The organism is Rhizobium sp. SG570 (assembly GCF_012275345.1).
Taxonomy (GTDB): domain Bacteria; phylum Pseudomonadota; class Alphaproteobacteria; order Rhizobiales; family Rhizobiaceae; genus Rhizobium; species Rhizobium lusitanum.
Genome location: NZ_JAAZQI010000027.1, coordinates 37,063 through 60,902, shown reverse-complemented (window position 1 = coordinate 60,902; position 23,840 = coordinate 37,063). Strand labels below are relative to the sequence as shown.

Below are 23,840 nucleotides of genomic sequence, written 5' to 3'. Positions count from 1 at the left end.
CCAAGGGAAGAATTTCATGTCCGGATTGACCATCAAGAACGTCAGGAAGTCCTACGGCGCCGTCAATATCATCCATGGCGTCGATGTCGAAATCTCGGACGGCGAATTCGTCATTCTTGTCGGGCCGTCGGGCTGTGGCAAGTCGACGCTGCTGCGCATGATCGCGGGACTCGAAGATATTACCGGCGGCGAGATCTCGATCGGCGGACGGGTCGTCAACGACCTGCCGCCGAAGGATCGCGACATCGCCATGGTGTTCCAGAACTACGCGCTCTACCCGCAGATGACGGTCGCGGAGAACATGGGCTTTGCGCTGCAGCTTGCCGGCGCCAAGCGCGCCGAGATCGACCGGAAGGTCGGCGAAGCCGCGAATATCCTCGGGCTGCAGCCGCTGCTGGGTCGCAAGCCGGCACATCTTTCCGGCGGTCAGCGCCAGCGCGTCGCCATGGGCCGCGCCATCGTGCGCGATCCGAAGGTCTTCCTCTTCGACGAACCGCTCTCCAATCTCGATGCCAAGCTGCGCGTGAAGATGCGCGCCGAGATCAAGGCCCTGCATCAACGCCTGAAGACAACGATCGTCTATGTCACGCACGACCAGATCGAAGCGATGACCATGGCCGACAAGATCGTCGTGCTGCAAGGCGGCAAGGTGGAACAGGTCGGCTCGCCGCTGGAGCTTTACGATCGTCCGAAAAATGTTTTTGTCGCGGGTTTTCTCGGCTCGCCGGCGATGAACTTCCTCGAAGGCCGGATCACCGGCGGCGCGACGCCGGCGCTCACCCTGCCGTCCGGAACCCGCATCCCGCTGGCGCACGTCCCGGCCCAGGCAGACGCCCGAGACATCATCCTCGGCATCCGTCCGGAAGACATAGCCTTTGCGAGCGATGACGGCATCGCCGCGACCGTGAGCGTGATCGAGCCGACCGGTTCCGAGACCCATGTCGCGCTTGAGCTGGAAGGCAGGGAAATCACATGGGTGATGAGAGAACGCGCTGAGCTTACGCCCGGCCAAGTCGTGCAGATTTCCCTGAAGTCGCCGAACCTTCACTTCTTCGACAAGGTCACCCAGCAGCGGTTGTGAACTATCTGGGCCGCTGCGCGCGCATCATCGCGACGTGCGCTTGCGGGCGTCGCTCATGACCAGGAAGACCCGTTTGATGAACGCATCGCCGTCGAATTGCCGCGCAGCGCCCTCGGCAACATGTTCGGGGCGATCGAATATGAAGGCTTCGAGATTGACGACGGGCAATTTCAATCTGGTTCGCACCTCGCCGATCATTGCCGTATGCGTGATCACCAGCTGACAACCGTTCGGCTCGAACCATTCCTGGATACCGGTCGCCGGCATGGACGCCACCGTCAGCCCCTGCTCCGACAGAACAGAACCGATGCGGGAAGCAACCTGCTGATTATCCAGACAGATCAGCACATCGGTTTGGGACTGGGACGACGAATAGTCTGAAAGCATCGGGCGGCCTCTCGTTCAAGCTGAGGCGAATATACCGATTCGGATGTAACGCGGTATTATAAGTTGTTACATTTTGTTGCAGGACAGTGGCTGCCCTGAAAAGCGGTGTTTGTCCGCGAAAAATTACGCGGCAAATTTTAAAAATATGCCGCAACATAACCACACACACGATCCCGGAAGGCTGGTTTCCTACGCTCATCGAGCGTGGAAACAAAAAGGGCCTGCTTTGCGAGAGAACCGCGATGAGGAATCAAGCTGTGCCACAGGTGTGCGCGGCACGCTGATGGGTACGCGCCGCTTTCTCACCGGACGCCTCTGCATCTATGGGTCAGCTGTCTTACCTGCAATGCCGCCTTCAGCCTCATCGGGGCAGGCCCCGTCAGCTCATAATCTTCAATCTGCTGACATTGCCGGCATTTTCGGCGAGATCTTTTCAAGACACGCCCCTTCGGGCCGCTGAAAGCCGTCAGTCTCGCCGCAAAGCGAGCCAATCAGCGGCAGCCTGTAGACCGCTGATCGGATATCTGATGGACTTGCTCGTCGCATGCTACGCCATGACCGTGTTCGTCGATAATCTGGCGACGGGATCGAGTGTGCTCGGCAGCTTGCGCTGATGCCAAAGAATGCGGCCAGGCTATCTGGAAAAACGCTCCGGCCGGAAATCGGCCAGAAGCGGGTGGCGCTTGCCGGTCGCGATCTCGTCGGCAAGCAACTCGCCGGCAATCAGGCCGAGGGTCGCGCCGCTATGGCTGAAGGCGACGAAATAGCCCGGCAGCGCCTGCAACTCTCCGAAGACCGGCTCGCCGTCGCCGGGAATGGGCTTGGGGCCGACGCCGTAATCGCCGATTTCGAGCTTCGGATTGCCCTCCAGCACCTTGGAGGCTTCCTGCAGCAGACCTTCGAGCGTCGAGGACTTGATGTCGTAACTGCCGTCCGCATTCACGATGACTTCCTCCTCGGACCACGCAGAATCCAGCGCGAAAGCACCATCCGGCGTGGGCCGGATGGCAACGCGGGGCGTATTGAGCACGGCCTTCAGCGGGTGATCGATCGGCTTCGTCCTGACCAGAAGCGCAATCGGCGTCCCATCGCCGATATGCTGGCCGGCCTCCGCGACGATCGCCGGCACCGCGCCGCCTGCGGCAAGCAGCACCGCATCGGCCTGCCAGCGGGTTCCGTTCGATGTGGTGACACCGCGGACACGGCCGTCCTCGACGTCGATCGTCGCGCGACCGGCATCGGTGACGATTTCGCCGCCCAGCGCCACAAATTCCTCGGCGAGAACGCCGATCAGCAACGGCAGATCGACCCAGCCCTCGCCCGGATTGAAGATTGCGCCCTGCGGTGTCACCGAGCGCGCATCGACGCCCGGCGTCGTCCCGGCGATGTTTTCGGGGGCAAGCAATTGCGCGTGATAGCCAAGGTTACGCTCATAGTCGAAGACCGCGGCGATCTCGTTACCGGCATCGTCGGCATCCCAGGTCAGGCCGCCGTCGAAGCGCAGCCATGCGGCATCCGGATATTTGGCAGACAGCGTGCGATAGCGATCGACACCGGCAAGACGCAGCCGATGATAGGCGTCGGAGCGACGACGCGACGAGTTGAGCCAGGCAAGCGAGCGGCCTGATGCACCGTTTGCCAGCGGGCCGTCGTTGATGATGGTCGTGCGAATACCGAGCCGCGCAAGATGAACCGCCGTTGAAACCCCGAAGATACCGCCGCCGACGACAATGACTTTCGAAGGACGAGTGGGAGCATGCATGTTGAGTAACCTTGTTGTCTACGATGGATGTTGCGATCGAAAGGCTGCCGAAATTCTCGCCAGCCCTGCTTGTCAGAGAACCTCGGCGAGGAACCGCTTCAGCCGCTCGCTTCGGGGATTGTCGAAGATCTGCCCAGGCGGGCCTGCCTCGACGATGCGGCCTTCGTCCATGAACACGACCTGATCGGCGACCTTGCGGGCAAATCCCATCTCGTGCGTGACGACAGCCATCGTCATGCCCTGACGTCCGAGATTGGCCATCAGATCAAGAACGCCCTTGACCAATTCCGGATCAAGCGCGCTCGTGACCTCATCGAAGAGGATAACCTCGGGATCCATCGCGAGTGCGCGAGCGATCGCAACGCGCTGCTGCTGGCCGCCGGATAGGCTCGCCGGCCGGTGATCCTTGCGTCCGGCGAGACCGACCTCCGTCAGACGCATCTCGGCGATCCGACGTGCCTCGCCTTTCGGCATCCTCTTGATCTTGGTCAGCGACAGCATGACGTTTTCAAGCGCGGTATGATCGGGAAACAGATTGAAATGCTGGAACACCATGCCGACGCGACGACGCAGGCTTTCCGGCTTCATCGCCAGAATGCTTTCGCCGTCCAGCAGGATGTCGCCCCCCTTGGGTTCGACAAGCCTGTTAAGGCATCGCAGCAGTGTCGATTTGCCGGAGCCCGACGGGCCGATAATGCAAGTCACCGTGCCCTTAGCGATATCGAGGTCGACGCCCTTCAAGACATCGAGATCGCCATAGGACATGCTGAGATCGCTGACCTTGACGGCTCCCCCCGTGAAACGCGCCGCACCGGCACCGTTTGCGGGCTGCGTACCCGACGCCGCCGCCAGTTCAGTGACTTCGACAAGCCCGCTGGCGGCACCCGAGCCCTGACCCTGCCGCCCGAGGCGCAAACGCGCATCGATATAGTTGACAAGATGGGTGAGCGGAACGGTGATCACCAAATAGAAGACGCCTGCAAGTAGCAGCGGCGAGAGATTTCCGGTCACGACTGCCTGGTCCTGGCCGACGCGGAAGATCTCGCGCTCCGCCGCCAATAGCCCAAGAAAGTAGACCAGGCTCGAATCCTTGACGTTGCCGATGAACTGGTTGACGAGGGCCGGCAGGACGCGCCGCACGCCCTGCGGAATGACGATCAGCCGCATCCCTTGCCCGTAGCTCATGCTGAGCGCGCGGCAGGCCTCCATCTGGCCGCGTTCGACGCTTTGAATGCCGGAACGGAAAATCTCGCCGATATAGGCGCCTGCGATCAGGCTGAGCGCGATGATCCCTAACGGAAATGGCGACGGGCCGAAGAGGGCGCGGCCCATGCGTGCAAAGCCCTGACCGATGATCAGGATCGTCACGATTGCCGGCAGGCCGCGAAAGATGTCTGTATAAATGCGCGCCGGCAGGCGCAGCCATCGCGATTGCGAGATGCCCATCACCGCCAGCACCATTCCGATGACGACTCCGAGCACTGTGGAGGCCGCCGCCAGGATCAGCGTGTTCTTCAAACCGACGGTGATCATGCTCGGCAGGACTTCCGCCATCGCATCCCAATCAAGGAAGCTGCGGCGGAGATTTTCTAGCCAGTCCATTCAATTCCCCATGAAATTCTCGAGAGCAGGCGGATGCTCCGCCCGGCAAGCCGGGCGGAGCGCGGCCTTACTTCTTGGGAAGATACTGGTCCGGCATCGGCGAACCCGGGAACCACTTTTCGTAAAGCGTCTTCCAGGTGCCGTCCTGCATCGCGTCATGCAGCCCCTTGTTGAGCGCCACACGGAAGGCATCATTGCCCTTCTTGACGACGAAACCTGCCGGCGCGTCGAAGGACGGAATGTTCACGGCGATCTTCAGCGCGGGATAGCGTTCGCCATATTGCTTGGCGGCTTCATAATCGAGGAAATGCGCAGCGACGGTGCCATTGTTGAGTGCCGCGACCGCCGAATTATTGTCCGGGAACTTGACCAGGTCCGTTCCGGTAAAATTCTTCGTTGCATAGATCTCCTGCAAGGTGCCCTGCACGACGCCGAGGCGCTTGCCCTTGAGGCCGTCGGCGTCCTTGATCGCGGCGTCGGAGGTTAGAACCGAAAGATAGCCGGCGAGGTAACCGTCGGAGAAATCCACCGTCTTCTTGCGTGCCTCGGTGGTTCCGATCGCCGCGACGGCGACGTCGAAACGCTCATTGGCAACCGATGGCAGCAGGGCCGAGAACTCCTGGCCGGTGAAGGTCACCTTGTCCTTCGGAAAGCCCATGCGCGAGACGACGTTGAGGAACAGTTCGATATCGAAGCCGCTGAACTGACCGTCGGCCGTGGTAAAGGCATAGGGCTTGGAGTCGCCCATGGTGCCGACGCTGATGACGTTCGGATCGATGAGATTATAGGGATTGTCGGCCGCGACAGCCGGGCCGACGCTTGCCGCGACGAGATAGGCCAGCACGCCCGCGCGCAAGGGCGCCGCGATGGCTGAGAAGATGCCAGATATTTTCATGTTCGTTCTCCGCTCTGAAAGGATGCTCTTATCGGCATTCATGCATGCTCCGCCCACATCCCTGATCGACTATCAAAAGGGATATCTGGACAAGAGACCGGTCTCAAATATAAAGAGACCGGTCTCATCAGATATTTGTTAACTTGAGATTGACCTCCCGTCAACAACTCTTGTAGTCGTCATCCCATGGAAGAACCGCTTGCTTCGAAACGCTCCGTTACCGTCGCCGATGTCGCCAGGGCGGCGAAGGTCTCGAAGGCCACCGCAGCGCGTGTTCTGGGCGGCTACGGCGTGGTCAGCGACAAGATTCGCGCGCAGGTGACGGCCGCGGCCGCAGCGCTCGAGTATCGCCCCAACGAACTCGCCCGCAGCATGACGACGGGCAAATCCGGCATCATCGGCGTGGTCGTCGGCGATATCGAGAACGCCTTCTTCAGCCTCGCCGTGCGCGGCATCAGCGACGTCGCCCGAATGGCCGGCTTCAATGTCATCATCGCAAATTCCGGAGAAGAGCTGGAGGCGGAGAAATCGGCGGTGGATCTGCTGATCGGCAAGCGCGTCGATGGCCTCATCGTCACGCCGGCGCGATGCGACCGAATGGAACACCTGCGGGACATACGCCGCGTCGGAGTGCCGCTTGTGCTGTTTGACCGAAGTATTCCGGAGCTTGGCGTCGACTCCGTGACCGGCGATGACTTCGACGCGGCCGCCACCGCCACACGCTACCTGCTCGACGCTGGGCATCGCCATATCGCTTATATATCGGCCATGGACGCCGCCGACGAGCGGCTTACCGACAGCCGCGAACTTTCCAACTCCGCAGTGCGCGAGCGCGTGGAAGGGGTGCTGAAAGCGCAGGCTGCCGCGGGAATTGAAGACCCGCAGCGCTATGTGCGGCTCGGCGCCACCGATCAGGCGCGTACGGATACAGTCGTCAAACACCTGTTGCAAGAAATGCCGGTGCCGACCGCGCTCGTCGCATCCGACAGTCTCGTCGGCCTCAGGGTGTTCAAGTCGCTGCAAGCCCTCGGACTGTCCATACCCGCCGATATCTCGATGATTTCCTTCCTGGATGCCGATTGGACGACCGTCACCACGCCGCCAATCACCGTCGTCGACCAGCCGGTCTACGAGATGGGCAAGAAGGCAGCCGAAAGGCTGATTTCAAGACTGAACGGCAGGGACATGCCGGTCGAGCGCACCGCCGTCAAAACGAGCCTGATCAAGCGCGGATCGGTGGCCTCGCCGCCTCACAGCAGCGAGCAATAGCGCAGCGCATCATAAATGGCCGCATGGATATTGCGGCTCGCGATCGCATCGCCGATGCGGATCAGGTCGAATGCACCCGCTTCGTTTTTCGCCGGCAGCGGCGCACGACGCGCAATCAAGGCCGGATAGTCGATTGCGCCGAGGTTGCGCGACAGCGGCTTCAGCTCAAGGTAAAGTTCGTCGTTGGCGACGGTGCCATGCTCGACCACGACTTGGGAAACACGGCGCTCCCACAGCGTCTGTTCGGAAAAATCGGACCCCAGAACCGCAACCAGCGCATTGCCGTCGCGGCGCACCGATTTCAGCCGCGTATTGATGGTGACCCGGACATTTTTCTCGGCGAAGGTCTTCGCATAGGGCACATGGTTCATGCCGCCCATTTCCGGCGCGAAGAAACGCTCTGGCGAGACAAGCTCCAGTTCGGCGCCGCTATTGGCGATGACCTCGGCGGCCGACATGCCCGGATGCCCGCCATTGTCGTCGTAGAGCAGGACCTGCCCCTCGGGCTTCACCGCGCCGGCCAGAATGTCCCATGAAGACGTGACAAGGCCATCGCCACCGTCGAGTTCGGGCGACTGTGCAATGCCACCTGTCGCCACGACGACGAGATCGGGCTCGAATGCCATCACCTCATCCGCCCCGGCATAGACGTCGTAATGGATCGTGACGCCGAACCGCTCCAATTCGGACAGCCGCCAATCGATGATCCCGATCATCTCCTTGCGGCGCGGATTGCGGGTGAGGAGATTGACTTGACCGCCGGCCTTCCCGCTTGCTTCGAGCACATCAACCGTATGGCCGCGCTCGGCGAGGACACGAGCCGCCTCCAGACCGGCTGGGCCGGCACCGATGATAACAACCTTTCGTGACACCGCTGCCCGTTCGATCTGATGCGGCATCTCGGCCTCGCGGCCGGTCGCCGCATTGTGAATACAGAGCGCTTCGCCGCCTTCATAGATGCGATCGAGACAGTAGGTCGCGCCGACGCAAGGGCGGATGCGGGCTTCCTGCCCCGACATCACCTTGTTGACGATATGCGGGTCGGCAATATGGGCGCGTGTCATGCCGACCATATCGAGCTTGCCCTCCGCAATTGCATGGCGGGCCGTCGCGACATCGCCGATGCGGGCAGCGTGAAAGACCGGGAACTTGGTCGCCGCCCTCACCTCGCCGGCAAAATCCAGATGCGGCGCCGACGCCATTCCCTGGATAGGGATGACGTTGTTGAGCGCTGCGTCGCTGTCGATATGCCCGCGAATGATGTTGAGAAAATCGATGTTGCCGGAGGTGGCGAGACGCCGCGCGATCTCGATGCCCTCCTCCCGCGAGAGCCCCTTCTCCCAATCCTCATCGGCCACAAGCCGGATGCCGACGATGAAATCCTGTCCGACCGCCTTGCGGATCGCCTCGGTCATCATCATCGAAAAGCGCATGCGGTTTTCAAGCGAACCGCCGAAGTCGTCCTCGCGCCTGTTCGTCGCCGGCGACCAGAACCCGTCGGTCAGATGGCCGTAGGCTTCGATTTCGATGCCATCGAGGCCGGCAGCCTGCATGCGCTGGGCGGCGGCGGCGAAATCGGCGATGATCCGCTCAATATCCCAGTCTTCGGCAGCCTTTGGAAAGGCGCGATGCGCCGGCTCGCGGATCGGCGACGGCGCCAGCACCGGCAGCCAGTCTCCCTTGTTCCAACCGGTGCGGCGGCCGAGATGGGTCAACTGGATCATCACGGCCGCACCGAATTCATGACAGTCGTCGGCAAGCTTCTTCAGCCATGGAACGATCTCGTCGCGATAGGCATGGAGATTGCCGAATGCCGGCGGCGAATCCGGCGAGACGACTGCCGAACCCGCCGTCATGGTCAGCGCGATGCCGCCCTTTGCTTTCTCCCGATGATAGAGCCTGTATCGATCCGTCGGCATGCCGTCTTCCGAATAAGCCGGCTCATGCGCCGTCGACATGATGCGGTTCTTCAGCGTGAGGTGCTTGAGTTGATAGGGCCGGAGCAAGGGATCGTTGGAGGTCATATCGCTTTCATCGCTTTTGTGAAATCGAGGCTCAAGCCGCTATCTTTGCCGAGACGAGGGCCGATGGCTATAGCCTATTCGGCGGGCACACGAGCACGGCGCCCATGTCGCAGATCGACAGCCGTGTGCCAGACGATCGTCGCGAAGATGATCGCCCCGCCGATGAATGTGGCAACGGGCGGCGTCTCGGAGAAGAAAAGCCAGACCCAGAAAGGGGTCAGCACGATCTCCATCGAACTGATGAGGGCCGCATCGGCCGCAGGCATACGCCTGGACCCGAAAAGGAAGAGGACGAAGGCGAGCGCGAAATTCGTCGCCCCGAAGGCGGCCAGCAAAAGCCAGTTATAAACGTCCAGCGAGCTTGTCGAGGCGAAAGGCACGAAGATCAAGAATGTCAGGAGCCCGCCGACAACGCTCGACGGCAGGATCGGAATGCTGCGATCCATGCGCGGGATGACGATGATAAGGGCGAAAGTGATTGTCATGCCGAGCGCCAGCAGATCGCCGACGCCGGTACCGCCACCGATCGAGGAGGCGACGATGACGGCAACACCGATGAGGCAGACGCCGCCGGCAATCAATGTCCGCTTCGCCACACGCTCCTTCAGCATGGTCCAGCTGAGAAACGCGGCGATAAATGGCGCCGTCGCATAGATCATGGTCACATTTGCGACCGTGGTCATGTAAAGCGCGCCGATGAAGCAGGCCTGACTTATCATCTGGCAGGCGAGCATCGCCAGGCCCGCCGGATGAAAGATCGAGGCCCATTGGCGCCGTGAAAACCCACCTTCGAGGAAAAAGCTGGGAATCAGCAGGAACAGGCCGCCAAACAACGATCGCCAGGCGATCGCCGTCCAAATGTCCGTGGTGAGGAGGCGTGCGTAGATGCCGCTGCAGCTCCACGCAAGCATTGCCGTAGCCACGAGTACAACGCCCCTCTCATAATCGCTGGCAAAAGCGGAGCGGGTCGGGAACTGGAATGTCATGTAATGGACTCAGAAAGGAAACCGAAGGAACGCCTCCTGTGTGCGCCGATATTTGACATCAGGCAAACGAATAGTAGAGATAGTAGCTATCAGAAATATTTGTGATCTCCGATGCACGACCCTATCGAAAGCGATTTGCTCCGAACCTTCCTCGTCATCAGCGAGACATCGAATTTTTCCGTGGCCGCGCAGCGCATCGGCCGCACGCAATCGGCCGTCAGCGCTCAGATCAAGCGCCTGGAGGAAACGATCGGCGAAACGTTGTTTGACAGAAATGCGCGAGGAGCGGTCCTGACCCGAGCGGGCAATCAGCTGCTTCCCTATGCCCAGAGGGTCATCGAGCTTCTGAACGAAGCGGCCGCGACCATCCGCACCAAGCCACTTGATGGACCAGTGCGGATCGGAATTCCGGAAGAGTATAGCCAGACCATTCTGCCTGCGGCACTTGCCGCCTTTGCCGTCAGACATCCGGCTGTCGAAGTGACCGTTTCCTGCGACTATACCGCCCGAAACCTTGCAGCCCTGGAGAAGGACGAACTTGATCTGGCTGTCGTCTTCGACTGGAGCAATCAGACGACGGGCGAAATTCTCTGCATCGATCCCACCGTCTGGGTAACCTCACTGGTACATCGCCTGCACGAAGCGACACCGCTGCCAATTGCAGTCTACCGGAATTCGACGTGGTGTCGCGATTTCGCTCTGCGATCCCTAGAGCAAACGGGGCTGCGCTATCGCATCGCCTTCGTCGCCGACACGAGTTCGGGCCTGAAGAATGCCGTCTTGGCCGGCCTTGCCGTTTCGACGCTGTCGCGCAGCAATATTCCGCATGGATGCAGGGAGCTGACGAGCGAAGACGGCTTTCCTCCCGTCGATTCCTCGCGCGTCGTGCTTCGCCGCAATCCCTATCATTCGAGCGAGGCAATCCAGGAGCTTGCCGAGAGGGTGCGCGAAGCCTTTCAGCCTATGTCGGCTCTGCCGCAGCAGTGATACGGCCGCGCAGCCTGCGGCGCGTACCGGATGGGCTTTCGGAAAAGCTCGCCCTGTAGCTGCGGGAGAATGCCGAGGCCGAATTGAAGCCGGTTGCTGCCGCGATCTCGGCAAAGGAATCCTTCGTCTCGATCACCTTGCGTCGCGCCGCGTTCAGTCGAAGTGCCAGATAGTGCACATGCGGCGGCGCGCCGATGCTGTCCTGGAAAAGCGCCTGCAGATGGCGTGCGCTGATGCCGACGCGGCGGGCCAGGCGCGCCAGAACCAACGGCTGCTCGATATGGTCTTCCATCAGGCGGATGGCCTGCGCGACCCGCGGATCACGCATGCGCAGACCCGCGGTCGATGGGGAAAGCTCTGCCGCGCCTTGGGTGGAAGCCGGCTCATAGATGAACAGGCGGCTGACCTCGAGCGCCAGCGAATAGCCCTGCCGTCGACGGATGATTTCGAGCATCAGATCGACGGTCGGCAAAGAGCCGGCCGTGGTGATACGCTTGCCGTCGATCACGAAGCGGTCCTTGACGGCCTTCACCTGCGGATAGGCAAGCGCGAAATCGTCGAAATCTTCCCAATGGACGGCGGCAGAGACATTGTCGAGAAGGCTCGCCTCGGCCAGCAGCCAGCTGCCGGATTCGATGCCCGCGATCATCGAACGATGGCGCGCGGTTTGCGACAATTGCATCTTCAGCGCCTGCGTGGCGCTGCGCCGCCAATTATAGCTGGCAAGCACGAAGAGCGGCGCCGTATCCGACATCGGCTTGAAACCGCCGGATGCCGGCACCGGAATGAGGCTTGTTGTTTCAACCGGCGAGCCGTCCAGCGTCAGCAGGCGCCAACGATAGATCTCTGCCCCGGAAATGCGATTGGCCCCGCGTAGCGGCTCGATCACCGAAGCGATCAGGATCAGGTTCGTTTCCGGCAGGACCAGGAGATCGATGTCGAGTGGCGTATCGGACGGGGTCAGCATAACCATTATCTCAAATTTCCGATAATGTATCGACAGATTCCGATAATGCAAAGCATGAAGATGTCGCATGCCGCGTAATGCTCTCAATACGAGGGAGAACAAAATGCCTCTTGCGATGAACCGAGATGTCTTCATCACCTGTGCCGTGACAGGCTCCGGCGATACCGTTTCGAAATCCAGCCATGTTCCGATCACCCCCAAGCAGATCGCGGATTCGGCAATCGACGCCGCCAACGCTGGGGCCGCAATCGTTCACTGCCATGTCCGCGATCCGGAAACCGGCGCTGCCAGCCGCCGCAACGATCTCTACAAGGAGGTCACCGACCGGATCCGCTCGGCGGACGTCGACGTGGTGCTGAACCTGACTGCCGGCATGGGCGGCGACCTGATTTTCGGCGATGTCGAAAGCCCCCTGCCTCTGAATCCCAAGGGCACCGATATGGCAGGCGCAGCCGAACGTGTCAGCCATGTCGCCGAATGCCTGCCCGAAATCTGCACGCTCGATTGCGGCACCATGAACTTCAGCCTCGGCGACTATGTCATGACCAATACGCCCTCCATGCTGAGGGCCATGGCGAAGAAGATGACCGATCTCGGCGTGCGCCCCGAGATCGAGGCCTTCGACACCGGTCATCTCTGGTTTGCCAAACAGCTTGCCGAGGAGGGTCTTATCGAGGACCCGGTCCTCATCCAGCTCTGCATGGGCATCCCTTGGGGGGCGCCCGACGACCTCAACACCTTCATGGCGATGGTCAACAACGTTCCCACCAGCTGGACCTTCTCGGCCTTTTCCATCGGTCGTAACGCCATGGCCTACCCTGCGGCTGCTATCCTTGCCGGCGGCAACGTCCGCGTCGGCCTCGAAGACAATCTCTATGCCGGAAAAGGCATGCTCGCCACGAACGCACAGCTCGTCGAAAAGGCAGTGCAGGTGGTCGAAGGCATGGGCGCGCGCATCATCGGCCCCGAAGATGTCCGCAAGAAACTGAAACTGACGAAGCGCTGAGGCTGCGATGACCAAGATCAACAAGGCAGCCTGCATCGGCGGCGGCGTCATCGGCGGCGGATGGATTGCCCGCTTTCTGCTGGCCGGCATCGATGTCGATGTCTACGATCCACATCCCGAGGCAAACCGAATCGTCGGCGAAGTGCTTGATAACGCCGAAAAAGCCTATGCGATGCTGACGGGCGCCCCTCTTCCGCCGCGCGGCAAACTGACGTTCCGCGAGACGCTGGAAGCGGCCGTCGCCGGTGCCGACTGGATTCAGGAAAGCGTGCCCGAGCGGCTGGACCTGAAGCGGAACGTGCTGACGCAGATCGACGCGGCGGCACGACCGGATGCGCTGATCGGCTCCTCTACTTCGGGGCTGTTGCCGACCGATCTGCAACGCGACATGCGCCATCCGGAACGCCTCTTCGTCGCCCATCCCTATAATCCCGTCTATCTGCTGCCGCTTGTCGAGATCGTCGGCGGCGAAAAGACGAGTGCTGCGACGATCCAGGCCGCGATGGACAGGCTGCCGCCGATCGGCATGAAGGGCGTGCATATCGCCAAGGAGATCGAGGCTTTCGTCGGCGACCGCCTGTTGGAAGCTCTGTGGCGCGAGGCGCTCTGGCTGATCAAGGACGACATCTGCACCGTCGAGACGCTGGACGACGTCATCCGTTACTCCTTCGGCCTGCGCTGGGCGCAGATGGGCCTGTTCCAGACCTATCGCATCGCCGGCGGCGAAGCCGGCATGCGGCACTTCCTGGCGCAGTTCGGCCCGGCCCTGCAATGGAACTGGACCAAGCTGATGGATGTCGTCGATCTCGACGATGCCCTCGTCGAGAAGATCGGCCAGCAATCGGACGAGCAGGCGAACGGATTGTCGATCCGCGAGCTGGAGCGCATCCGTGACGAAAACCTCGTCGGCATTCTGCAGAGCCTGAAAGGCGGCCACGGCGGCAAGGGCTGGGGCGCCGGCAAGCTGCTCAAGGATTTCGAACAGAGCCTCTGGGCGGCAGGCGGCGGCGAGAAGACGCCGCCTGACGTGGCAAGGCCGCTGCGCCTGATCGACACCAAGGTCAGCCCGGCATGGGTCGACTATAACGGCCACATGACCGAGCATCGCTATCTGCAGGTATTCGGCGACACTTCGGATGCGCTTCTGCGCCTGATCGGCGTCGATTTCGACTATGTCGAACGCGGCCACAGCTACTATACGGTGGAAACCCATATCCGCCATATCGGCGAGGCCAAGCTCGGACAGGCCATCCATTCGACCTGCCAGGTCCTCGCATCGGACGAGAAGCGGCTGCATGTTTTCCATAGGCTACACGACACGGCGAGCGGCGATGTGATCGCCACCGCGGAACACATGCTCCTGCATGTGGATGCCAAGGCGGGCAAGGCTGTTGCCGCACCGGAGGAGGTGCTGGTGAGAGTAAGGCCGATCGCCGCCGCGCATGCAGCACTGCCAATGCCGGAGGGAGCCGGCCGCCATGTGGGACAAAAACGCTAGGAGGAAGCGACCGTGAATTTCGGACTCAGCGAAGAACAGGAGATGATCGTCAAAACGGTCCGGGACTTCGTGGAGACGGAGATTTATCCGCATGAGAACGAGGTCGAGCGCACCGGCATCGTGCCGCCGGATGTTGCCGAGGATATCAAGCGCAAATGCATCGAGCTCGGCTTCTATGCCTGCGGCTTTCCGGAGGAGATCGGCGGCGCCGGCCTCGATCATCTGACCTTCACTCTTGTCGAGCGCGAGCTCGGCCGCGGTTCGATGGCACTGACGGTTTTCTTCGGCCGCCCCTCCGGTATCCTGATGGCTTGCGAGGGCGAGCAGCGGGAGCGCTATCTCCTGCCGGCGGTGCGTGGCGAACGGATCGACGCTCTCGCCATCACCGAACCGGACGCCGGTTCCGACATGCGCGGCATGAAATGCGCGGCACGACAGGATGGCGATGATTTCATCCTCAACGGCACCAAGCATTTCATATCGCATGCCGATGTCGCCGATTTCGTCATCGTCTTTGCCGCCACCGGCGAGGAAGAGACCTCGAAAGGCGTCAAGAAGAAGATCACGGCCTTTCTGGTCGACCGCGGCACGCCGGGCTTTGATATCGTGAAGGGTTATGACTCGGTCTCCCATCGCGGCTACCACAATGCCATTCTGAACTTTACCGATTGCCGTCTGCCGAAATCGCAGGTGCTCGGTGAGGTGCATCGCGGCTTCGATCTCGCCAATCAATGGCTGTACGGAACGCGGCTGACGGTTGCGGCGACCTGCGTCGGGCGGGCTCGCCGCGTCTTCGACCTTGCGCTGCCCTATGCCGCCGAGCGCAAGCAATTCGGCAAGCCGATCGGCGCCAATCAGGGTGTATCGTTCAAACTCGCCGACATGATCACCGAGATCGACGCCGCCGACCTCCTGACGCTGTCCGCCGCCTGGAAGCTGGATGCCGGCATCCCAGCCAATCGCGAGATCGCCTCGGCAAAGCTCTATGCTTCCGAGATGTTGGCTCGCGTCACCGATGAAGCCATCCAGATCTTCGGCGGCATGGGGCTGATGGACGACCTGCCGCTCGCCCGCTTCTGGCGCGACGCCCGCGTCGAGCGCATCTGGGACGGAACCTCGGAAATCCAGCGGCACATCATCAGCCGCGACCTGCTTCGGCCGTTCGGAGCATGACGACATGACGCCACGCCCGCTCGACCGCCTCATCAGACCCAGAACGATCGCCGTCTTCGGCGGTCGCGAGGCGCGACGGGTCATCGAGCAGTGCGACCTGATGGGATTTGCCGGCGACATCTGGCCGGTGCATCCGACGCTGGAAAGCGTGCTTGGACGCCGCTGCTATCGCTCCGTGGAGGAGCTGCCGGATGGGCCGGATGCCGCCTTCGTCGGCGTCAACAGGATGCTGACCGTCGAGATCGTGCGAGCCCTCTCGGCACGAGGTGGGGGCGGCGCGGTCTGTTACGCCTCCGGCTTCAGCGAGGCGGTTTCGGAGCTGGCGGATGGAGCGGAGTTGCAGCAAGCCCTCGTCGAAGCCGCCGGCGACATGCCGATCGTCGGTCCCAATTGCTATGGCATGATCAACGGCCTCGACGGCGCCCTGCTCTGGCCTGATCAGCATGGCATCGTGCGCAGCGAGCGCGGCGTTGCGATCCTCACCCAATCCTCCAACATCGCCATCAATCTCAGCATGCAGCGGCGCGGCTTGCCCATCAGCTACCTGATGACGGCCGGCAACCAGGCGCAGATCGGGCTATCGGATCTTGCCCATGCCGTTCTCGACGACCCGCGCGTGACGGCAGTCGGCCTGCATATCGAGGGCTTCGGAAATATTCGTGCGCTCGAGGCTCTTGCCGCCCGCGCCCGCGAGCTGAAAAAACCGGTCGTCGCCCTGAAGGTCGGCAAATCCGAACAGGCGCAACGCGCCGCAATCTCGCATACGGCCTCGCTTGCAGGCAGCGATGCCGTTGCAGACGCCGTACTCCATCGCCTCGGCATCGGCCGGGTGACAACGCTGCCGGAGCTTATCGAAACACTGAAGCTCCTGCATGTCGCTGGCCCGCTCGAAAGCGATGCGATCTCCTCGATGAGCTGTTCAGGCGGCGAGGCATCGCTGATGGCTGACGCAGCCGTCGGCCGGAACGTGGAATTTCGCGCCCTGAAACCCGAGCAGCTGCCGGCCTTGCGCGCGAGCCTCGGCGAGATGGTGACACTCTCGAACCCGCTCGACTATCACACCTTCGTCTGGGGCGATCTCTCCCGCCAGACGGATGCCTTCACCGCCATGTTCGAAGGCGGTTATGCCCTCAATCTGGTCGTGCTCGATTTTCCCCGGGAAGATCGCTGCGACGGTGTGGACTGGATGACGACGGTTTCCGCTGTCGCCGCTGCCGCCAAGCGAAGCGGCGCCCGGGCCGGCGTCCTCGCGACCTTGCCGGAAAATCTGCCGGAACCGATCGCCAAGCAGCTCATCGAAACCGGCATCGTGCCGCTCTGCGGCATCAGCGAAGCACTAGCGGCCGCCGATGTCGCGAGCGGGATCGCCAGAGTTTGGAAGAAGCCGCGGCCATTGCCGTTGCTGGACCAGCCCGCAGACGCGGGCGAGATCGAAACCTTGAGCGAAGCGGCAGCGAAGGCGGAGCTTGCCGCTGCCGGCCTTACGGTTCCGCTAGGAAGAACGGCCGCTACCGCAAATGAGGCAGCCGAAACTGCACAGCAAATTGGCTTCCCCGTCGCACTCAAGGCGCTCGGCATAGAGCACAAGTCCGAAGCGGGTGCCGTCAAGCTCAACCTATGGGATAAGAATGCAGTCAAAGATGCGGCCGAAGGCATGGCTCCCATCGCCCGCGGATATCTGGTCGAGCGAATGATCGAGCGCCCTGTCGCCGAGCTCATTGTCGGTGCGGTGCGCGATCCCGTCGTCGGCCTGACCTTGACGGTCGGCGCGGGCGGAATCCTCGTGGAATTGCTTGAAGATTCCGTTGTCCTGCCGCTTCCGGTGACGAAAGCGGAGGTTTTGGACAGGATTTCACGGCTGAAGATCCGCAAGCTCATCGAAGGTTATCGTGGCAGTGCTGCAAGCAGTCTCGAAATCGTTGCCGACGCCGTCGTATCAGCGGCAGAATATGTCGTAAAGAACGCCGCGCTGCTCGAAGAACTGGACATTAATCCCTTGATGGTCTTGGGTGAATCACGCGGTGTCGTTGCCGCGGATGCCCTCATCCGGCGAAGGAGGTAGCAGAAGTTGCAAGACCCCATTCGCACCCGATGCGACGACGGTATCCTCGAGGTCGTCATCGACCGGCCGAAGGCGAATGCCATCGACCTGGCGACCAGCCGTACCATGGGGCTCATCTTCCGCGACTTCCGCGACAATCCGGATCTGCGCGTCGCCATCGTTTCGGGCGCCGGCGAAAAATTCTTTTCAGCCGGCTGGGATTTGAAGGCTGCCGCTGATGGTGACGCTGTCGACGGAGACTATGGTGTCGGCGGCTTTGGAGGCCTGCAGGAGCTGCGCGATCTCAACAAGCCGGTCATCTGCGCCGTCAACGGCATCTGTTGCGGTGGTGGCCTGGAGATCGCGCTTTCCGCCGATCTGATCATCGCGGCCGCTCACGCGACCTTCGCGCTGCCGGAAATTCGCTCCGGCACTGTCGCCGATGCGGCGTCGATCAAATTGCCGAAGCGCATTCCCTATCACATCGCCATGGATATGCTGCTCACCGGCCGCTGGCTCAATGTCGAAGAGGCGCATCGCTGGGGTTTCGTCAACGAGATCGTCTTGGCCGACAAGCTGATGGACAGGGCTTGGGAACTTGCCCGTCTGCTTGCAAGCGGGCCGCCGCTCGTCTATGCGGCCATAAAGGAAATAGTTCGCGAAGCGGAGGGAACGACGTTTCAGACTGCCATGAACAAGATCACCAAACGGCAGTTTGCGACCGTCGACGCCCTCTATTCAAGCGAGGATCAATTGGAAGGCGCAAGGGCTTTCGCGGAGAAGCGGGCCCCCATCTGGAAAGGAAAGTGAAAAGCGGCGGCAACCGCAGCATTTTCCCGCATGATCGCGGGCAACAGGCTTCACGCGGAAGAGGAAACCGTGACGTGAAGTGCGCTGCCCGGGAATTTCTGTCAACACGGCAAAAAGAAGGAACAGGGGAATGAACGACTATACGAAATATCTGGCAAGCCGCGTGACTTCGGGCGGGCTCAGCCGCCGCGAATTCATGGGACGAGCAATGGCAGCCGGTGTAACCTTGGCACTCGCCGACCAGCTCTTTACCGAAAGCGCGATGGCGGCCGAGCCGAAGCGCGGCGGGCATCTGAAGCTCGGCCTCGAAGGTGGAGCTGCGACCGATTCCAAGGATCCGGCGAAATTCCTGTCTCAAGTCATGTTCTGCGTCGGCCGTTGCTGGGGCGACATGCTGGTGGAATCCCACCCGCTGACCGGCGCTGCCGTTCCGTCGCTTGCCGAATCCTGGGAGCCGTCGAAGGATGCCGCTACGTGGACCTTCAAGATCCGCAAGGGCGTGAAGTTCCACAACGGCAAGGATCTGACGATCGACGACGTCGTCGCCACCCTCAAGCGCCACACCGATGCGAAGTCGGAGTCGGGCGCGCTCGGCGTCATGAAGTCGATCAAGGAGATCAAGGCCGACGGCGGCAACCTCGTGTTGACGCTGACGGAAGGCAACGCCGACATGCCGTTGCTTCTCACCGACTATCATCTCGTCATCCAGCCGAATGGCGGCTATGACGATCCCCTCGCCTCGATCGGCACCGGCCCCTACAAGATGGTCAGCTTCGAACCCGGAGTGCGCGCCACGTTCGAGCGGAACAAGGACGACTGGCGCACCGACCGCGGCTATGTCGATTCAATCGAAATCATCGGCATGAACGATGCGACGGCACGCATCGCCGCCCTCTCCTCCGGCCAGGTGCACTACATCAACCGCGTCGACCCTAAGACGGTTGACCTGTTGAAGCGCGCACCGAATGTCGAGATCCTGGCGACGGCCGGCCGCGGCCACTACGTGTTCATCATGCATTGCACCACGGCGCCGTTCGACAACAACGACCTGCGTCTCGCGCTCAAATACGCCATGGACCGCGAAACCATGGTCAAGAAGATCCTCGGCGGCTATGGCAAGGTCGGCAACGATTTCCCGATCAACAACACTTATGCCCTGTTCCCCGAAGGCATCGAGCAGCGCACATACGACCCAGACAAGGCCTCCTTCCACTACAAGAAGTCCGGCCATAGCGGCTCGGTGCTGCTGCGCACCTCCGAAGTCGCTTTCCCGGGCGCCGTCGATGCAGCCGTCCTCTATCAGGAAAGCTGCAAGAAGGCGGGGATCGAGATCGAGGTCAAGCGCGAGCCGGGCGACGGCTATTGGACCAACGTCTGGAACGTCCAGCCCTTCTCCACATCCTATTGGGGCGGCCGCCCGACACAGGACCAGATGTATTCCACCGCCTACCTGTCGACCGCCGACTGGAACGATACCCGCTTTAAGCGCCCGGACTTCGACAAGCTTCTGCTTCAGGCCCGCTCCGAACTGGACGAAGCCAAGCGCAAGGAGCTCTACCGTGCCATGGCGATGATGGTGCGCGACGAAGGTGGTGTGATCCTGCCGATGTTCAACGATTTCGTGAACGCCTCCACCAAGAAGGTGAAGGGCTACGTCCACGATATCGGCAACGACATGTCGAACGGCTACGTCGCGACCCGCGTCTGGCTGGACGCCTGATGCCCGAAGCCGGGCGACAACGCCCTCATCTCTGACGAAGCCTGGACCGCGGACACTCTTCGCGGTCCTCCCGACGTTTAGAGCAACTCCAGGAAAAGTGCGCAGCGGTTTTCCGTCCGGAATTGCGTAAAACAACAAGAGCGCGAGGCATCGGCCATGTCCAATCCATCCCCCGGAACCGTTCTGCCCGGGCTGAGGTTCAAGCAGCGCTTTCCGCTGCTGTCCCTGATCATCGAGCGCTGTCTGCTCAGCATCGTCCTGCTGTTTGCGGTCTCCATCCTGATCTTCGGTGGGCTGGAAGCCCTGCCGGGCGATTTCGCGACCACCTATCTCGGCCAGTCGGCAACGCCGCAGGCGGTTGCCAACATTCGCGCCGATCTCGGCCTCAACCGGCCTGTCGTCACTCGCTATGTGGAATGGCTCGGCAACGCCGTGCAGGGCGACTTCGGCACCTCCTGGGCCAGCAAGAACTCCGTCAGTGAGCAGATTGGCAAGCGGCTCGGCAATTCGCTGTTTCTGGCCGGTTTCGCCGCGCTGATCTCGGTGCCGCTCGCCGTCGGCCTCGGCATGCTGGCGGTGCATTTCAGGAACCGCATGCCCGACAAGATCATCAATGTCGTTTCGCTGGCGGCGATCTCCCTGCCGGAATTCTTCATCGGCTACCTCCTTATCCTGTTCTTTGCCGTAAAATTCGGCGTGGCGACCTTTCCCGCCACCGTCTATGAAGGCATGGGCCTCATGGACCGGCTGCAGGCGATCGCCCTGCCGACGGCGACGCTGGTGCTCGTGGTGCTTGCTCACATGATGCGCATGACCCGCGCCGCCATCCTCTCGGTCATGTCGTCGGCCTATATGGAAACGGCTGAGCTCAAGGGGTTGTCTGCCTTCCGCGCCATCGTCAAGCACGCGGCCCCCAACGCGCTGGCCCCGATCATCAACGTCATCGCGCTGAACCTTGCCTATCTCATCGTCGGCGTCGTCGTCGTCGAGGTGGTCTTCGTCTATCCCGGCATGGGCCAGTACATGGTCGATGCGGTCACCGTGCGCGATATGCCTGTCGTCCAGGCCTGCGGGCTGATCTTTGCCGCCGTCTACATCCTCCTCAACATGACCGCCGATATTCTGGCGATCGTCGCCAACCCGCGCCTGAGGCATCCACGATGAGATTGAGAGAGATCCCCATCACCGCCTGGATCGGCATAGCCGGTATTCTGCTCGCCTTCTTCTGCGCGATCTTTGCGCCCTGGATCGCCCCCTATGGCGAGACCGAAGTCGTCGGCAACGTCTGGCAGGCCGCCGACGCGCAATATTTCTTCGGCCTCGACAATCTCGGCCGCGATATCCTGTCGCGTCTGATCTATGGCACACGCACGACGCTGTTCGTCGCGCTGACGGCGACGATCATCTCCTTCTCGCTCGGCATCGTCCTGAGCTTCACCGCCGCCGTCTCGCGCGGATTGATCGACACGATCTTCTCGCGCTTCAACGACCTGATGATGTCGATCCCGACGCTGATCTTCGCGCTCGTCGTGCTGGCGGTGCTGCCGCAGAACCTGATCGTGCTGATCCTCGTCATGGCCATCCTCGATTCCACCCGCGTCTATCGTCTCGGCCGTGCCGTGGCGCTCGATGTCGCGGTCATGGAATTCGTCGAGGCCGCCAAGCTGCGCGGCGAAGGCAGGATCTGGATCATCTTCCGCGAGATCCTGCCGAACACGCTTTCGCCGCTGCTGGCGGAATTCGGCCTGCGCTTTGCCTTCTCGATCCTGTTCCTTTCCACCCTGTCCTTCCTCGGCCTCGGTATCCAGCCGCCGTCCGCCGACTGGGGCGGCATGGTCAAGGACAACAAGGACGGCATCATCTTCGGCATCTCTGCCGCTCTCGTACCGGGCTCCGCCATCGCGGCGCTCGCGGTCTGTGTCAATCTGGTGGTCGACTGGCTCTTGAAGCGCACCTCCAGCCTCAAGGGAGGGCGTGGCGATGCCTGAGCTTCTTTCCGTTCGCGATCTCAAGATCGAGGCAACCAGCTATCCGCCGGGCGAGCCACCGAAACGCGTGACCATCGTCGACGGCGTGTCCTTCGATCTCAAGAAGGGCAAGGTGCTCGGCCTGATCGGCGAATCCGGCGCCGGCAAGTCCACCATCGGTCTCTCCGCGCTGGCCTATGGTCGCGGCGGCGCCGAGATCACCGGCGGCCAGGTGCTGCTCGACGGCGTCGACATCCTGCCGCTCGGCAAATCCGGCATCCGCAAGATCCGCGGTGCCCGCGTCTGTTATGTCGCGCAATCGGCAGCGGCCGCCTTCAATCCGGCGCACAGGCTGGGCGATCAGGTGATCGAAGCCACCGTCAAACACCGGCTGATGACGAAGGACGAGGCCAGGAAGCGCGCGCTTTACCTCTTCCGTGTGCTTGGCCTGCCCAATCCGGAAACATTCGGCGAGCGCTATCCGCATCAGGTCTCCGGCGGCCAGCTTCAGCGCGCCATGACGGCCATGGCGCTTTGCTCCAACCCCGAACTGATCGTCTTCGACGAACCCACAACCGCGCTCGACGTGACGACGCAGATCGACGTGCTGGCAGCGATCAAGCACGCTATCGAGGAAACACATACGGCGGCGCTCTATATCACCCACGATCTCGCCGTCGTCGCCCAGATCTCCGACGACATCATGGTGCTGCGATACGGCAAGCAAGTGGAGTACGGCAGCGTGCAGCAGATCATCGAGGCGCCGCGACAGGACTATACCCGCGCCCTCGTCAACGTTCGCCAGATAGCGAGAGAGGAAACCGCCGATCAATCGGGAGCGCTTCTGAAAATCGAGAATATCAACGCGCAATATTCGAACGGTTTCAAGGTATTGCACGATGTTTCTCTACATGTACCAAAAGGTCAGACACTGGCTGTTGTCGGTGAATCCGGATCGGGGAAATCGACGCTCGCCCGCGTCATCACCGGCCTGCTGCCCCCGAGCGACGGACGGATTTCCTTCGACGGCAAGCCGCTGACACCAGCCTTGAAAAACCGCTCCCGCGAGGAATTGCGGCGGATACAGCTGATCTACCAGATGGCCGACACCGCCATGAATCCCCGCCAGACCGTGCGAGACATCATCGGCCGCCCGCTGACCTTTTATGACGGTCTGCACGGCACGGCGAAGACGGCGCGCGTGAAGGAACTGCTCGACCAGATTGAGATGGGCACCGGTTTCGTCGACCGTTACCCGGCCGAGCTTTCCGGCGGCCAGAAGCAGCGCGTCGCAATCGCCCGTGCGCTTGCCGCCAAGCCGGAGCTCATCCTTTGCGACGAGCCGACCTCGGCGCTCGATCCACTCGTTGCCGATGGCATTCTGAAGCTGCTCTTGAGGTTGCAGAAGGAAGCCCAGCTCTCCTACATCTTCATCACGCATGATATCGCCATCGTGCGCGCCATCGCCGACAGCGTCGCCGTCATGCATCGCGGCAAGCTCGTTCGCTTCGGACCGAAATCACAGGCACTGTCGCCGCCTTTCGATGATTACACGGACCTGCTGCTGAAATCCGTGCCCGAGATGGAAATCGGCTGGTTGGAGCGTGTCTTGACGACGCGAAAAATGGAGAGCGCCGGAAATTGAAGGCTCGACATCTCAAGGCC

At 61.6% G+C, this 23,840-nt stretch carries 19 protein-coding genes; 12 read left to right on the top strand and 7 right to left on the bottom strand.

The window, feature by feature from the left end:
- Positions 1-16: 16 nt before the first annotated feature.
- Entirely contained in the window at positions 17-1,081 is a 1,065-nt protein-coding gene (gene ugpC, locus FHT28_RS32765; protein WP_047561425.1) for a sn-glycerol-3-phosphate ABC transporter ATP-binding protein UgpC, read from the top strand.
- 24 nt (positions 1,082-1,105) lie between these two features.
- Here the strand turns inward: ugpC and FHT28_RS32760 are convergent, their stop codons facing one another.
- The 4 genes from FHT28_RS32760 to FHT28_RS32745 all read right to left on the bottom strand — a co-directional run bounded on the left by FHT28_RS32760 (position 1,106) and on the right by FHT28_RS32745 (position 5,727).
- Positions 1,106-1,468: a hypothetical protein gene (locus FHT28_RS32760; protein ID WP_037197418.1), complete on the bottom strand. Its 363-nt coding sequence runs from the start codon at positions 1,466-1,468 to the stop codon at positions 1,106-1,108.
- A 634-nt stretch (positions 1,469-2,102) separates the two neighbouring features.
- Positions 2,103-3,230 (bottom strand): FAD-binding oxidoreductase, encoded by a 1,128-nt coding sequence (locus FHT28_RS32755; RefSeq protein ID WP_168598518.1) that lies wholly within the window; start codon positions 3,228-3,230, stop codon positions 2,103-2,105.
- Between the two features lie 72 nt (positions 3,231-3,302).
- Positions 3,303-4,832, bottom strand: a complete 1,530-nt coding sequence (locus tag FHT28_RS36755; RefSeq protein ID WP_113134703.1) for an amino acid ABC transporter permease/ATP-binding protein — start codon at positions 4,830-4,832, stop codon at positions 3,303-3,305.
- 67 nt (positions 4,833-4,899) lie between these two features.
- A complete protein-coding gene (locus FHT28_RS32745; RefSeq protein WP_047561427.1) occupies positions 4,900-5,727 on the bottom strand; it encodes an ABC transporter substrate-binding protein in 828 nt (275 codons plus the stop codon).
- A gap of 186 nt (positions 5,728-5,913) precedes the next feature.
- On the opposite strand from FHT28_RS32745, the gene FHT28_RS32740 reads away from it, so the two are divergent.
- Positions 5,914-6,996 carry a LacI family DNA-binding transcriptional regulator gene (locus FHT28_RS32740; RefSeq protein ID WP_168598517.1) on the top strand — a complete coding sequence of 361 codons (1,083 nt, stop codon included), beginning with the start codon at positions 5,914-5,916 and terminating at the stop codon, positions 6,994-6,996.
- Here FHT28_RS32740 and FHT28_RS32735 read toward each other — a convergent pair.
- Both FHT28_RS32735 and FHT28_RS32730 read right to left on the bottom strand, forming a co-directional pair.
- Positions 6,978-9,020 carry an NADH:flavin oxidoreductase gene (locus FHT28_RS32735; RefSeq protein ID WP_168598516.1) on the bottom strand — a complete coding sequence of 681 codons (2,043 nt, stop codon included), beginning with the start codon at positions 9,018-9,020 and terminating at the stop codon, positions 6,978-6,980. The two genes, FHT28_RS32740 and FHT28_RS32735, sit on opposite strands and share 19 nt — an antisense overlap.
- 74 nt (positions 9,021-9,094) lie before the next feature.
- Positions 9,095-10,006 (bottom strand): DMT family transporter, encoded by a 912-nt coding sequence (locus tag FHT28_RS32730; protein ID WP_047561360.1) that lies wholly within the window; start codon positions 10,004-10,006, stop codon positions 9,095-9,097.
- A gap of 111 nt (positions 10,007-10,117) precedes the next feature.
- On the opposite strand from FHT28_RS32730, the gene FHT28_RS32725 reads away from it, so the two are divergent.
- Positions 10,118-10,993, top strand: coding sequence for a LysR substrate-binding domain-containing protein (locus FHT28_RS32725; RefSeq protein WP_047561362.1), 876 nt, complete (start codon positions 10,118-10,120; stop codon positions 10,991-10,993).
- Here the strand turns inward: FHT28_RS32725 and FHT28_RS32720 are convergent.
- Positions 10,968-11,960, bottom strand: coding sequence for a GlxA family transcriptional regulator (locus FHT28_RS32720; protein ID WP_037197560.1), 993 nt, complete (start codon positions 11,958-11,960; stop codon positions 10,968-10,970). The two genes, FHT28_RS32725 and FHT28_RS32720, sit on opposite strands and share 26 nt — an antisense overlap.
- 103 nt (positions 11,961-12,063) lie before the next feature.
- On the opposite strand from FHT28_RS32720, the gene FHT28_RS32715 reads away from it, so the two are divergent.
- The 9 genes from FHT28_RS32715 to FHT28_RS32675 all read left to right on the top strand — a co-directional run bounded on the left by FHT28_RS32715 (position 12,064) and on the right by FHT28_RS32675 (position 23,820).
- The gene (locus FHT28_RS32715) at positions 12,064-12,966 is read left to right on the top strand and encodes a 3-keto-5-aminohexanoate cleavage protein (protein ID WP_168598515.1); all 903 of its coding nucleotides are present in this window, start codon (positions 12,064-12,066) and stop codon (positions 12,964-12,966) included.
- A gap of 7 nt (positions 12,967-12,973) precedes the next feature.
- Complete coding sequence (locus FHT28_RS32710; protein ID WP_112442547.1) at positions 12,974-14,464, top strand: carnitine 3-dehydrogenase; 1,491 nt, start codon at positions 12,974-12,976, stop codon at positions 14,462-14,464.
- Between the two features lie 12 nt (positions 14,465-14,476).
- Positions 14,477-15,637: an acyl-CoA dehydrogenase family protein gene (locus FHT28_RS32705; protein ID WP_047561366.1), complete on the top strand. Its 1,161-nt coding sequence runs from the start codon at positions 14,477-14,479 to the stop codon at positions 15,635-15,637.
- A 4-nt stretch (positions 15,638-15,641) separates the two neighbouring features.
- Positions 15,642-17,699 (top strand): acetate--CoA ligase family protein, encoded by a 2,058-nt coding sequence (locus FHT28_RS32700; RefSeq protein WP_113119192.1) that lies wholly within the window; start codon positions 15,642-15,644, stop codon positions 17,697-17,699.
- 6 nt (positions 17,700-17,705) lie between these two features.
- Entirely contained in the window at positions 17,706-18,488 is a 783-nt protein-coding gene (locus FHT28_RS32695) for a carnitinyl-CoA dehydratase (protein ID WP_047561371.1), read from the top strand.
- Positions 18,489-18,618: 130 nt separating this feature from the next.
- Positions 18,619-20,208 (top strand): ABC transporter substrate-binding protein, encoded by a 1,590-nt coding sequence (locus FHT28_RS32690; RefSeq protein ID WP_047561373.1) that lies wholly within the window; start codon positions 18,619-18,621, stop codon positions 20,206-20,208.
- Positions 20,209-20,364: 156 nt separating this feature from the next.
- Entirely contained in the window at positions 20,365-21,372 is a 1,008-nt protein-coding gene (locus FHT28_RS32685; RefSeq protein WP_037197396.1) for an ABC transporter permease, read from the top strand.
- The gene (locus FHT28_RS32680) at positions 21,369-22,196 is read left to right on the top strand and encodes an ABC transporter permease (protein ID WP_037197394.1); all 828 of its coding nucleotides are present in this window, start codon (positions 21,369-21,371) and stop codon (positions 22,194-22,196) included. Before FHT28_RS32685 ends, FHT28_RS32680 begins: the two co-directional genes overlap by 4 nt.
- Complete coding sequence (locus FHT28_RS32675) at positions 22,189-23,820, top strand: ABC transporter ATP-binding protein (protein WP_168598514.1); 1,632 nt, start codon at positions 22,189-22,191, stop codon at positions 23,818-23,820. Before FHT28_RS32680 ends, FHT28_RS32675 begins: the two co-directional genes overlap by 8 nt.
- The last annotated feature ends 20 nt before the right edge of the window (positions 23,821-23,840 follow it).

Coding starts and splice junctions, on each gene's coding strand:
- FHT28_RS32700 (WP_113119192.1), top strand. CDS start 15,642: ATGACGCCACGCCCGCTCGACCGCCTCATCAGACCCAGAACGATCGCC.
- FHT28_RS32725 (WP_047561362.1), top strand. CDS start 10,118: ATGCACGACCCTATCGAAAGCGATTTGCTCCGAACCTTCCTCGTCATC.
- FHT28_RS32685 (WP_037197396.1), top strand. CDS start 20,365: ATGTCCAATCCATCCCCCGGAACCGTTCTGCCCGGGCTGAGGTTCAAG.
- FHT28_RS32710 (WP_112442547.1), top strand. CDS start 12,974: ATGACCAAGATCAACAAGGCAGCCTGCATCGGCGGCGGCGTCATCGGC.
- FHT28_RS32715 (WP_168598515.1), top strand. CDS start 12,064: ATGCCTCTTGCGATGAACCGAGATGTCTTCATCACCTGTGCCGTGACA.
- FHT28_RS32730 (WP_047561360.1), bottom strand. CDS start 10,006: ATGACATTCCAGTTCCCGACCCGCTCCGCTTTTGCCAGCGATTATGAG.
- FHT28_RS36755 (WP_113134703.1), bottom strand. CDS start 4,832: ATGGACTGGCTAGAAAATCTCCGCCGCAGCTTCCTTGATTGGGATGCG.
- FHT28_RS32740 (WP_168598517.1), top strand. CDS start 5,914: ATGGAAGAACCGCTTGCTTCGAAACGCTCCGTTACCGTCGCCGATGTC.
- FHT28_RS32680 (WP_037197394.1), top strand. CDS start 21,369: ATGAGATTGAGAGAGATCCCCATCACCGCCTGGATCGGCATAGCCGGT.
- FHT28_RS32745 (WP_047561427.1), bottom strand. CDS start 5,727: ATGAAAATATCTGGCATCTTCTCAGCCATCGCGGCGCCCTTGCGCGCG.
- FHT28_RS32690 (WP_047561373.1), top strand. CDS start 18,619: ATGAACGACTATACGAAATATCTGGCAAGCCGCGTGACTTCGGGCGGG.
- FHT28_RS32675 (WP_168598514.1), top strand. CDS start 22,189: ATGCCTGAGCTTCTTTCCGTTCGCGATCTCAAGATCGAGGCAACCAGC.
- ugpC (WP_047561425.1), top strand. CDS start 17: ATGTCCGGATTGACCATCAAGAACGTCAGGAAGTCCTACGGCGCCGTC.
- FHT28_RS32735 (WP_168598516.1), bottom strand. CDS start 9,020: ATGACCTCCAACGATCCCTTGCTCCGGCCCTATCAACTCAAGCACCTC.
- FHT28_RS32755 (WP_168598518.1), bottom strand. CDS start 3,230: ATGCATGCTCCCACTCGTCCTTCGAAAGTCATTGTCGTCGGCGGCGGT.
- FHT28_RS32760 (WP_037197418.1), bottom strand. CDS start 1,468: ATGCTTTCAGACTATTCGTCGTCCCAGTCCCAAACCGATGTGCTGATC.
- FHT28_RS32720 (WP_037197560.1), bottom strand. CDS start 11,960: ATGCTGACCCCGTCCGATACGCCACTCGACATCGATCTCCTGGTCCTG.